Raw genomic sequence first — 10,707 nt, 5'->3', positions numbered from 1 at the left:
GAGTCCACGGTCACGGCGCGGCCGCGGCGCTCACCCCGAGCCGCCAGCCCGGCTGCGGCCCGGGCTCGCGGTCGGTCAGCAGCCGTACGGCGGGCCCGCGCGGGTCCAGCAGTACGGTGCCCAGCGCGGCGGCCAGGGCCCGCGGGTCGCCGGAGCCCCGGGCGTGGACCGCGTACCAGGGCCCGGGGGCGAGCGCCCGGGCCGGGTTCCCGTCCAGCAGCAGCCGGGTCAGGGCCGCCGCCTCCGACCCGGCGGGGCGCTCCGCGGTGAGCAGGGTCAGCAGGACGGCGGCGATGGAGGCGATGGTGTGGTCGCCCGGGGTCCGGCCCGGGCCGGCCAGGGCCAGCACGCGCCCGCCTCCCACGGCGTACGCGGCCAGGCTCGTGGCGCCGAGGGCGTCGGTGGCGGTGGCCGCGGCTCCCTGGGCCACGCGGCGGGCCAGCGCGTCCACGGCGTCGAGCACGTCCGCGCCGGGAACGGCCCCGGCGGTCGCGACGGCACCCAGGCCGGTTCCGGGGGCTCCGGCCGCCCCGGCGCCGGGGATCGCGGCGCCCGGGGTCCCCGCCGCCTCCGCGGTCCGGGGCCGGCCCCCGGCGGTACCGCCGGGCCCCGCGCCGCCGGGCCCCGCGCCGCCGGGCCCCGTACCGCCGGGCCCCGGCCGGTCGGCCCCCGTACCCTCGGCCCCCGTACCGGTGCCGCCCGGGCCGAGCAGCGCCGCCCAGCCGCCCAGGTTCACCGCCAGCCTGGACAGCACCGCCGGGACCGGATCCGGGCGGGCCGCGGCCGCCGCCAGGGCCTGCTGCGCCTCGGCCACCCGGCGCAGCTCCCGGGTGCGCGCCTCCGCCATCAGCCGCCCGACGGCGCGGGCGAGCGCCGTGAACGGGGTTCCCGGCGGGACCTCCACGAGCGGGAGCCCGTACCGCTCGCACGCCTCGGCCAGACCGGGCGGGACCACCTCGTGGACCGGGGTCACGCCGAAGCCGAGCGCGGCCGCCCCGGCGCGGGCGAGCCGGCCGACGTAGGCGCCGGCCCCGGCCTCCGTCAGCGTGGCCCCGGCCGTCAGCAGGAGCTCGCCGCCCAGCAGGTACGGGGACGGGTCCGCCATCTCGGAGGCGTGCACCCCGTGCACCTCCGCCGCCGCCGGCCCCGCGAGGTGCCGCAGCCCGAGCCCCCGCTCGCCGAGCAGCCCCGCGAGCCCGACGGGCGGCGTCATCGGCTCCCCGGCGGGCGCCGCCCGCGGCCCGTTGCCGGGGTTCGGGGGGACCGGGAGGTCGGCCATGGATGCTCCGTACATTTCGGCGCTGCCAGATGGATGAAACGTACCCTCCCCACCCTCCCGCGGCGCGCTTACGCTCGAAGGACCGCACCCGCAGGACCACCAGAAGGGCACCCCCCATGAGCACGCAGCCGCGCGGCCCCGTCGACTCCTCCCGCATCCCGCGCTACGCGGGCCCGGCGACCTTCGCCCGGCTGCCGCGCCTCGACGAGGTCGGCTCCGCCGACGTGGCCGTCGTCGGCGTGCCCTTCGACTCCGGCGTCTCCTACCGCCCCGGCGCCCGCTTCGGCGGCAACGCCATCCGCGAGGCCTCCCGCCTGCTGCGCCCGTACAACCCGGCCCAGGACGCCTCCCCCTTCGCCCTCGCGCAGGTCGCGGATGCCGGTGACATCGCGGTGAACCCCTTCAACATCAACGAGGCCGTCGAGACGGTCGAGGCCGCCGCCGACGAGCTCCTCTCCTCCGGCTCCCGCCTGATGACCCTCGGCGGCGACCACACCATCGCCCTGCCGCTGCTGCGCTCCGTCGCCAAGAAGCACGGCCCGGTCGCCCTGCTGCACTTCGACGCGCACCTGGACACCTGGGACACCTACTTCGGCGCCGAGTACACCCACGGCACGCCGTTCCGCCGCGCCGTCGAGGAGGGCATCCTCGACACCGAGGCGCTCTCCCACGTCGGCACCCGCGGCCCGCTGTACGGCAAGCAGGACCTGGACGACGACGCCAAGATGGGCTTCGGCATCGTCACCTCCGCGGACGTCTACCGCCGCGGCGCCGACGAGGTCGCCGACCAGCTGCGCCAGCGCATCGGCGACCGCCCGCTGTACATCTCCATCGACATCGACGTGCTCGACCCGGCCCACGCGCCGGGCACCGGCACCCCCGAGGCGGGCGGCATGACCTCCCGCGAGCTGCTGGAGATCATCCGGGGCCTGTCCTCCTGCAACCTGGTTTCGGCCGATGTCGTCGAGGTCGCCCCGGCGTACGATCACGCGGAGATCACCTCGGTCGCGGCCTCGCACACCGCGTACGAGCTGACCACGATCATGAGCCGTCAGATCGCCGCCTCCCGCCAGGGCTGACCAGCCCGGCCGGCGGCGCGGACGGGACGACCGCAGCACGAAGGGCACGTACGCGCGTGACGCACGACCACGACCTGGTACTCCGTCCCACCGAGGCCCAGACGGCGGCCGCCCTGGCGCCGCCGCCGGGCCGCACGGGCGGGGACCTGGTCGTGGAGACGCTGCGCGGCCTCGGCGCGACCACCGTCTTCGGCCTGCCGGGCCAGCACGCGCTGGGCCTCTTCGACGCGGTCGGCCGCTCCGACCTGCGCCTGGTCGCCCTGCGTACGGAGAACAACGCGGGCTTCGCCGCCGACGCCTACGGCCGGCTCACCGGCGAGGCCGTCCCGCTGCTGCTCTCCACCGGCCCCGGGGCGCTGATGTCGCTGCCCGCCCTGGCGGAGGCGGCCGCCGCCTCGGCGCCGGTCCTCGCCCTCTCCTCCCAGGTCCCCACGGCGGGCCTGGGCGGGGGCCGCCGGGGCCACCTGCACGAGCTGCGGGACCAGTCGGCCTCCTTCCGCGACGTGGTGAAGTCGGTCCACACCGCCCGCACCCCGTCCCAGATCCCCTCCGTGATCGCCGAGGCCTGGGAGTCGGCGCTGACCGCCCCGCACGGCCCGGTCTGGGTGGAGATCCCCGAGGACGTGCTGCGCGCGGAGACGCTGATCCCGCAGGTGACCGGCATGGACGCCGCCCCGCACGAACTGGCCCCGCGACCGGAGCTGACGGCGCTGGCCGCGCACTGGCTGTCACGGGCCGCCCGACCGGTGATCATCGCCGGCGGCGGCGTGATCCGCGCCGACGCCGCCGGAAAGCTCAGGCAGCTCGCGGAACGCCTGAACGCACCGGTCGTCACCACGTTCGGCGGCAAGGGCGCCTTCCCCTGGACCCACCCGCTCTCCCTCCAGTCCTGGCTGGAGGACCGCCACATGACGGACTTCCTGGAGGACGCGGACGTCCTGCTGGTGGTCGGCTCCGGCCTCGGCGAACTGTCCTCCAACTACCACACGTTCTTCCCCACGGGCCGGGTCGTCCAGATCGAGGCGGACCTCGGCAAGCTGGAGTCCAACCACCCCGCCCTGGGCATCCACGCCGACGCCCGCCTCGCCCTCCAGGCCCTCCTGGAGACGGTGGAGCCCCGCCCGGACGAGGAGGCCCCCGGACGGGTCCGCGCGCTGCTCGCCGCCATCGAGGACCGCCTCGCTCCCCAGGACGTCGCCCTCGAACGCGGCCTCCTGACCGCCATCAGGCAGGCCCTGCCGCCCCGCTCGCCGTCCTTCTGGGACATGACGATCCTGTCCTACTGGGCCTGGTCCGCCTTCGACGCGAAGCACCCCAACACCATGCACTCGGCGCAGGGCGCGGGCGGCCTCGGCTACGCCTTCCCGGCGGCTCTGGGCGCGGCGGTCGCCGAGCCCGGCACCCCGGTCCTGGCGGTCTCCGGCGACGGCGGCGCCATGTACTCCCTCTCGGAGCTGGCCACCGCGAAGGAACACGACCTGGACGTCACCTGGCTGATCGTGGACGACGGCGGCTACGGGATCCTGCGCGAGTACATGACGGCCGCCTTCGACGGCCGCACCACGGCCACGGAACTGGCCCGCCCGGACTTCGCCGCCCTGGCGGCCTCCTTCGGCGTCCCGGCCTCCACCACCACCCCGGACACCCTCCGCGAAGACCTCGCCCGCGCCCTGAAGACCCCAGGCCCCTCGGTCCTGGTCCTCCCCACCACCCTCAAGATGTTCGCCCCGACGCACCTGGCGTGACGGCGGCCCCCCAGGCCGGCCGGGACGGCCGGCCCTGGCCCGTTCGGCCCTCCCCGCGTGCTCCGCGGGCGCCCGGGCCGCATGTTCGAGTTGTTGCGGTGGGATGAAATCCGCCGGTGGGGGCGTTGGGGGAGGCGGCAGGGACAGGACCGACGGGGAGGCACCACGTGACGGCGGCGCAGGCTGGGGAGAAACAGGGCTGGGGCAGGCGGCTGGCCGCCTACACCTGGCGGTACAAGGCCAACGTTCTGCTCGCGCTCGGGTCCTCGCTGGCCGGCATGGCCGTCATGGCGCTCGTACCCCTCGTCACCCGCGTCATCATCGACGACGTCATCGGCGACGAGAGCAAGCCCATGGGGCCCTGGGCCGCCCTGCTCATAGGCGCCGCCCTGCTGGTCTACGTCCTGACCTACATACGCAGGTACTACGGCGGGCGCCTCGCCCTCGACGTGCAGCACGACCTGCGCACCGACATGTACGACACCATCGCCCGGCTCGACGGGCGCCGGCAGGACGAGCTGTCCACCGGGCAGGTCGTCGGCCGGGCCACCAGCGACCTCCAGCTGATCCAGGGCCTGCTCTTCATGCTGCCCATGACGATCGGGAACTTCCTCCTCTTCGGGATATCCCTCGGGATCATGCTGTGGCTGTCCCCGCTGCTGACCCTCGTCGCGCTGCTGATGGCCCCCGCCCTGTGGTTCATCGCCAAGCGCAGCCGCAAGAAGCTCTTCCCCGCCACCTGGTACGCCCAGAGCCAGGCCGCCGCCGTCGCCTCCGTCGTGGACGGCGCGGTGACCGGCGTACGGGTCGTCAAGGGCTTCGGGCAGGAGGAGCAGGAGACCGGCAAGCTCCGCGCGGCCGGCCGCCGGCTCTTCGGCGGCCGGATGCGCGCCATCCGGCTCAACTCCCGCTACACCCCGGCCCTCCAGGCCGTACCCGCCCTCGCCCAGGTGGCCATGCTGGCCCTCGGCGGCTGGATGGCCACCCGCGGCCAGGTCACCCTCGGCACCTTCGTCGCCTTCTCCACCTACCTCGCCCAGCTCGTCGGCCCCGTGCGCATGCTCGCCATGGTGCTCACCGTCGGCCAGCAGGCCCGCGCCGGCGTGGAGCGGGTCTTCGAGCTCATCGACACCGAACCCGAGATCGCCGAAGGCACGCGGGAGCTGCCCGCCGACGCCCCCGCGACCGTCGAGTTCGAGGACGTCCGCTTCGGGTACGAGCCCGGGCGCCCCGTCCTCGACGGGTTCTCCCTCGCCCTGGCCGAGGGCGAGACCGTCGCCCTCGTGGGAGCCTCCGGCAGCGGCAAGTCCACCGTCTCGCTGCTCCTGCCCCGCTTCTACGACGCCGACCACGGCACCGTGCGGATCGGCGGCCACGACGTCCGCGAGCTGACGTACGACTCCCTGCGCGGCGCCATCGGCCTGGTGCCCGAGGACTCGTTCCTGTTCTCCGACACCATCGGCGCGAACATCGCCTTCGGCCGCCCCGGGGCCGGTGAGGAGGAGATCCGCGCCGCCGCCCGCGCCGCCCAGGCGGAGGGGTTCATCGAGGCCCTCCCCGCCGGCTACGACACCAAGGTCGGCGAGCAGGGCCTGACCCTCTCCGGCGGCCAGCGCCAGCGCATCGCGCTCGCCCGCGCCCTCCTCACCGACCCCCGCCTGCTGCTCCTGGACGACGCCACCTCCGCCGTCGACGCCCGCGTCGAGCACGAGATCCACGAGGCGCTGCGGGCCGTGATGGCGGGCCGCACCACCCTGCTGATCGCCCACCGCCGCTCCACCCTCGCGCTCGCCGACCGGATCGCCGTACTCGAGCACGGGCGGCTCGCCGACATCGGCACGCACGAGGAGCTGGAGCACCGCTCCGCGCTGTACCGGCGGCTGCTCACCGACCCCGACGTCCTCGGCGCGCACTCGCCGCGCACCCCCGACGCCCCGTCCATGGCGGAGTTCGAGCGGGACCTCGAGAAGGACATCGAGCTCGAGGCCGAGATCGACTCCGAGCCGGTGAGCGCCAAGCGGCGCGCCGTCGACGGGATCACGCCCGAGCTGTGGCGGCGCCGGGACGAGTCCGAGGCCGCCCCGGCGCCCGGCGCCACCCCCGAACTGCTCGCGCAGGTCGCCGCGCTGCCGCCCGCCGACGACGAACCCGCGGTGGACGAGGACCGGGCCGCGGCCGCCGAGGAGAGCTACGGCCTGCGCCGGCTGCTGGGCGGCTTCTGGACGCCGCTCGCCGTCAGCCTCGCCCTGGTCGCCCTCGACGCGGGCGCCGGGCTGCTGCTGCCCGTCCTGATCCGGCACGGCATCGACCAGGGCGTCGAGAAGGCCGCCCTGGGCGCGGTGTGGGCCGCGGCCCTGCTGGCCCTCGCCGTGGTCGGCGGGCAGTGGGCCGCGCAGTTCGCGGAGACCCGGATGACCGGGCGCACCGGCGAGCGCGTGCTCTACGCCCTGCGCGTCAAGATCTTCGCGCAGCTCCAGCGGCTCGGCCTGGACTACTACGAGCGGGAGCTCACCGGGAAGATCATGACCCGGATGACCACCGACGTGGACTCCCTGTCCAGCTTCCTGCAGACCGGGCTCGTCACCGCCGTCGTCTCCGTCCTGACCTTCTTCGGCATCCTGATCGCCCTGCTCGTCCTCGACGTGGAACTCGCGCTGATCGTCTTCGCCACCCTGCCCGTGCTGGTCCTCGGCACGATCGTGTTCCGCCGCAAGTCGGTGGCCGCGTACGAGCTGGCGCGCGACCGGGTCAGCCTGGTCAACGCCGACCTCCAGGAGTCGGTGGCCGGGCTCCGCCTGGTGCAGGCCTTCCGCCGCCAGGACGCCGGCCGGGCCCGGTTCGCCGAGCGCAGCGACGCGTACCGCGAGGCACGGGTGCGGGGCCAGTGGCTGATATCCGTCTACTTCCCCTTCGTACAGCTGCTGTCCTCCGGCGCGGCGGCGGCCGTGCTGATCGTCGGCGCGGGCCGGGTCGAGGCGGCCACGCTCACCACCGGCGCGCTGGTGGCGTACCTGCTCTACATCGACCTGTTCTTCGCCCCGGTGCAGCAGCTCTCGCAGGTCTTCGACGGCTACCAGCAGGCCACCGTCTCCCTCGGCCGGATCCAGGGCCTGCTGCGCGAGCCCACCACCACCCCGCGTCCGGCCGAACCGCGCGAGGTCACCGCGCTGCGCGGTGAGATCGCCTTCGAGGGCGTGCGCTTCCAGTACGGCACGGCCGGGGAGCGCGGCGAGACGGGGGAGGCGCTGGCCGGGATCAGCCTGCGGATACCCGCCGGGCAGACCGTCGCCTTCGTCGGCGAAACCGGGGCGGGCAAGTCGACGCTGGTCAAGATGGTGGCCCGGTTCTACGACCCGACCGCCGGCCGGGTCACGGCCGACGGCACCGACCTGCGGGAGCTGGACCTGACGGCGTACCGCCACCGGCTGGGGGTCGTCCCCCAGGAGCCGTACCTCTTCCCGGGGACGGTGCGCGACGCCATCGCCTACGGCCGGCCCGGTGCGAGCGACGCCGAGGTGGAGGCGGCCGCCCGCGCGGTCGGCGCCCACGACATGATCGCCACCCTGGACGGCGGCTACCTGCACGCCGTCGCCGAGCGCGGCCGCAACCTCTCGGCCGGCCAGCGCCAGCTGATCGCGCTGGCCCGGGCCGAGCTGGTCGACCCGGACGTGCTGCTGCTGGACGAGGCCACCGCGGCCCTGGACCTGGCCACCGAGGCGCAGGTCAACCAGGCCACCGAGCGGCTCGCGGGCAAGCGCACCACCCTCGTGGTGGCCCACCGGCTGACCACGGCGGCCCGGGCCGACCGGGTGGTGGTCATGGACCGGGGCCGGGTGGTCGAGGACGGCAGCCACGCCGAGCTGCTGGCCCGCGGCGGCCGCTACGCGCAGCTGTGGCGCACCTTCGCCGGCGAGGACGAGGCGGCCGCGGCCGCCTAGCCGCCGCGCGGGGGCGCCCCGGGGATCAGAGCTCGCCGAAGAGCAGGTTCCCCGGGGCGTCTTCGTCGTCACCGGTGTAGTACTCGCGTACGGCGTCGAGGAGTTCGTCCACCGACAGGTAGCCGTCGTGGTTCTTGTCGATCCGCGCGAAGAGGGCGTCCGCGTCGGCGGGCTCCAGCTTGGTGTCGAAGGCGAGCTGGGCCTGGTGGAACTCCTCGGGGCTGATGTGCCCGTCGCCGTTGGTGTCGACGACCGTGAGGATCGCCTTCATCATCGGCCGGAAGGACTTCTCGTACGCCGGGCCGCCGTCCTTGTACAGGCGCGTCATGCCGTCGCGGTACTGCCCGGGGGTCAGCTTCTGGTCCTGGCCGACGCCGAGCTCGCCGAAGAGGTCCACCCAGAAGTCGGTGAGCCCGCGGAACACCTCGGCGGCCTTGGGGGAGTCGGCGGGCTCCGACAGCGCCGACAGCAGCCGCGACCCGAGCGCGATCATGTCCTTCTCGTCGATCACGCCGTTGGAGTCGGCGTCCAGGTGCGCGAACGCGCGTTCCAGCTTGCGGTCGAGCAGATCGGTCGTCATGTCGGCTGCCTTTCACGGCTACGTTGGGCGTTCGGTCGATCGCCCAGAGTAGTGCAACCTTCCGGGAGGTCTGCGCGTCGTACGTGCGTACGTGTTACGTACGACCGAGCGGGGGGTCAGCATGCGGCAAGGCCGTGCGGGGCGGGGGCGGGTCGTGTCCCTGGGGGTGTTCGGGGCCGCACTGTGGCTCGCGGCGGGCGGGGTGCTGGCGGCGGCGCCGCAGGCGCGGGCCGCGACCGGCGGGTGTCCGGGGCAGCTGGTCAAGGTGCTGCCGCTGCCCGGCGCCGAGGTGCGCGTGTACAAGAGCCGGACCCAGGTCTGCGCGGTGAACGTCGCCCTCGACCCCGGGGAGCGCCGCCACATGGAGGTGAGCGTTCAGCCGCGCGGCGGCGTCCCGCTGGGCGATGCGGGGCAATTCACCCGGTACGCGGGCCCCGTCACCGTCGGCGCCATCAACCGGTGTGTGTACGTAAGGGGTGGTGTGGCGGCCGGATCCGTCGACTCCGGCTGGATCCTGTGCTGAGGGAGCGGCCCAACGGGGACTGTTCACGGGCGTGTTGGCCCCGCTAGGTTCACGGGCGACCACAGTGAACTCAAGGGGAGGGTGAATGCGCAAGACGCTTGGCCGGCTGCTGCCCGTCGCGGTGCTGATCGGCACCATGGGCACGGCCGGCTTCACGGCTCAGACGGCCACCGCCGCAGAGCCGGCCGCCGCCGCGCAGGCCGTCGCGGGGGACAGCTCCGCGGCCGACATCTTGGACCAGCTCCTCGCGATACCGGGCATGAGCCTGATCGAGGAGAAGCCGTACCCCGGCTACCGGTTCTTCGTCATGAACTACGAGCAGCCGGTCGACCACCGGCAGCCCTCGAAGGGCACGTTCAAGCAGCGCATCACCCTGCTGCACAAGGACGTCTCCCGGCCCACGGTGTTCTACACCTCCGGCTACAACGTCAACACCAGCCCGCGGCGCGCGGAGCCCACGACCATCGTCGACGGCAACCAGCTGTCGATGGAGTATCGATTCTTCAACCCGTCCCGCCCCGACCCGGCGGACTGGTCGAAGCTGGACATCTGGCAGGCCGCCAGCGACCAGCACCGCCTCTTCACCGCCCTGAAGAAGATCTACACCAAGAACTGGCTCGCCACCGGCGCCAGCAAGGGCGGTATGACGGCGACGTACTTCGAGCGCTTCTACCCGCGCGACATGGACGGGGTCGTCGCCTACGTGGCGCCCAACGACGTCGTCAACAAGGAGGACTCGGCCTACGACCGGTTCTTCACCAAGGTCGGCACCAAGGAGTGCCGCGACAAGCTGAACGCGGTGCAGCGCGAGGCGCTCGTGCGCCGCGAGCCGCTGGAGGCCAAGTACACGGCCGCCGCCGCCGAGAACGGCTGGACCTTCCACACCGTCGGCAGCCTCGACAAGGCCTTCGAGGCCGTCGTGCTCGACTACACCTGGGCGTTCTGGCAGTACAGCCTGCTCTCCGACTGCGCCGCGATCCCGGACGCCAAGACCGCCACCGACCAGCAGATCTGGGACACGGTCGACGCGATCTCCGGCTTCTCGGCCTACGCCGACCAGGGCCTGGAGACGTACACGCCGTACTACTACCAGGCCGGTACGCAGCTCGGCTCGCCCGACATCAAGCAGCCGCATCTGGCGGGCCTGAGCCGCTACGGCTACCAGCCGCCGCGCAACTTCGTCCCGCGCGACATCCCGATGACCTTCAAGCCGGCGGCCATGGCGGACGTGGACACCTGGGTGCGCAACAACGCCGACCGGATGCTGTTCGTGTACGGGCAGAACGACCCGTGGGGCGCCGAGCCCTTCCACCTCGGGTACGGGGTCCGCGACAGCTACGTGATGATCGCACCGGGTGCCAACCACGGGGCCAACGTCTCCAAGCTCCAGGACGGCGAGAAGGCCCTCGCGACCTCGCGGATCCTCCAGTGGGCCGGAGTGGCCCCCGCCGCGAACGTCTTCAGCACCGGACGGACCGCCCCGCAGGCGGCGCCGCTCGCCGCGCCCGACCCGCAGCTCGACCAGACCGACCTGCGCCGCGAGTCGCTGCGCCGGTAGGGCCG

General features: G+C 74.0%; 7 protein-coding genes. 5 read left to right on the top strand and 2 right to left on the bottom strand.

What is annotated here, in order from left to right; genetic code table 11:
- Window positions 1-10: 10 nt before the first annotated feature.
- On the bottom strand, window positions 11-1,279 hold the full coding sequence (locus AB0D45_RS29465; protein ID WP_362464562.1) for a PucR family transcriptional regulator ligand-binding domain-containing protein: 1,269 nt from the start codon (window positions 1,277-1,279) through the stop codon (window positions 11-13).
- A gap of 116 nt (window positions 1,280-1,395) precedes the next feature.
- On the opposite strand from AB0D45_RS29465, the gene speB reads away from it, so the two are divergent.
- The 3 genes from speB to AB0D45_RS29450 all read left to right on the top strand — a co-directional run bounded on the left by speB (window position 1,396) and on the right by AB0D45_RS29450 (window position 8,041).
- The gene (gene speB / locus AB0D45_RS29460) at window positions 1,396-2,358 is read left to right on the top strand and encodes an agmatinase (protein ID WP_125595322.1); all 963 of its coding nucleotides are present in this window, start codon (window positions 1,396-1,398) and stop codon (window positions 2,356-2,358) included.
- Between the two features lie 56 nt (window positions 2,359-2,414).
- A complete protein-coding gene (locus tag AB0D45_RS29455) occupies window positions 2,415-4,103 on the top strand; it encodes a thiamine pyrophosphate-binding protein (RefSeq protein WP_362464559.1) in 1,689 nt (562 codons plus the stop codon).
- 167 nt (window positions 4,104-4,270) lie between these two features.
- Window positions 4,271-8,041 carry an ABC transporter ATP-binding protein gene (locus AB0D45_RS29450; RefSeq protein ID WP_362464556.1) on the top strand — a complete coding sequence of 1,257 codons (3,771 nt, stop codon included), beginning with the start codon at window positions 4,271-4,273 and terminating at the stop codon, window positions 8,039-8,041.
- 25 nt (window positions 8,042-8,066) lie between these two features.
- On the opposite strand, the gene AB0D45_RS29445 is transcribed toward AB0D45_RS29450, so the two are convergent.
- Window positions 8,067-8,621 (bottom strand): EF-hand domain-containing protein, encoded by a 555-nt coding sequence (locus AB0D45_RS29445; RefSeq protein WP_361599646.1) that lies wholly within the window; start codon window positions 8,619-8,621, stop codon window positions 8,067-8,069.
- Between the two features lie 154 nt (window positions 8,622-8,775).
- Here AB0D45_RS29445 and AB0D45_RS29440 point away from each other — a divergent pair, with 154 nt between their 5' ends.
- Both AB0D45_RS29440 and AB0D45_RS29435 read left to right on the top strand, forming a co-directional pair.
- Window positions 8,776-9,144: a hypothetical protein gene (locus tag AB0D45_RS29440; protein WP_361599643.1), complete on the top strand. Its 369-nt coding sequence runs from the start codon at window positions 8,776-8,778 to the stop codon at window positions 9,142-9,144.
- An 85-nt stretch (window positions 9,145-9,229) separates the two neighbouring features.
- Window positions 9,230-10,702, top strand: coding sequence for an aminopeptidase (locus tag AB0D45_RS29435; protein ID WP_361599640.1), 1,473 nt, complete (start codon window positions 9,230-9,232; stop codon window positions 10,700-10,702).
- Window positions 10,703-10,707: the final 5 nt, after the last annotated feature.

The sequence above is a fragment of the Streptomyces sp. NPDC048352 genome (genome assembly GCF_040651895.1).
GTDB lineage: Bacteria > Actinomycetota > Actinomycetes > Streptomycetales > Streptomycetaceae > Streptomyces.
Note: the sequence above shows the minus strand (reverse complement) of the source record. Positions and strands in the feature narration are given on the sequence as shown.

Excerpts from the sequence above, each read along its gene's own strand:
- AB0D45_RS29465 (WP_362464562.1), bottom strand. The coding sequence starts at position 1,279 with ATGGCCGACCTCCCGGTCCCCCCGAACCCCGGCAACGGGCCGCGGGCG.
- speB (WP_125595322.1), top strand. The coding sequence starts at position 1,396 with ATGAGCACGCAGCCGCGCGGCCCCGTCGACTCCTCCCGCATCCCGCGC.
- AB0D45_RS29445 (WP_361599646.1), bottom strand. The coding sequence starts at position 8,621 with ATGACGACCGATCTGCTCGACCGCAAGCTGGAACGCGCGTTCGCGCAC.
- AB0D45_RS29435 (WP_361599640.1), top strand. The coding sequence starts at position 9,230 with ATGCGCAAGACGCTTGGCCGGCTGCTGCCCGTCGCGGTGCTGATCGGC.